Origin of the sequence: Mesorhizobium sp. M8A.F.Ca.ET.207.01.1.1 (assembly GCF_004794715.1) — a bacterium.
In the GTDB taxonomy this organism is placed as follows: Bacteria; Pseudomonadota; Alphaproteobacteria; order Rhizobiales; family Rhizobiaceae; genus Mesorhizobium.
Map to the genome: position 1 here is coordinate 1 of NZ_SRUS01000276.1, position 346 is coordinate 346.

The following is a 346-nucleotide window of genomic DNA, read 5'->3' on the forward strand; positions in this document are numbered from 1 at the left end:
CAAACACCAGCGCCTGGCCGCCACGCGGCGCACACGAGATGCGCAGCACCAGCTGCTCATGATCGTCCTCGCGCGGCTGGAAGTTCTTGTTGCCTTCCACCTGGGCATCATCGGCACGGGCGATGGCATAGCCCTGGCTGAGCAGCGTGCGGCGCGCTGCTTGACAGGCCTCCGCAGGGCGTCCCTCGACGGTACGCGAGAAGGTGTCGCCGGAGTCGAAGGACTCGCGCAGCACGGTGCTGTCGGCGGTGCGGCCACCACAGGCCGACAGGATCAGGACGCTGGCACAGGCGGCGGCAGCGCTGGAAAGACGGGAGGCCCGCATGGGTGCTCCTGCGAGGACGGT

General features: G+C 69.1%; 1 protein-coding gene. It reads right to left on the reverse strand.

What is annotated here, in order from left to right; genetic code table 11:
• The coding region (locus EN850_RS34520) for a DUF2242 domain-containing protein (RefSeq protein WP_136093002.1) at nt 1-325 on the reverse strand (325 nt) is incomplete at its 3' end.
• Nucleotides 326-346: the final 21 nt, after the last annotated feature.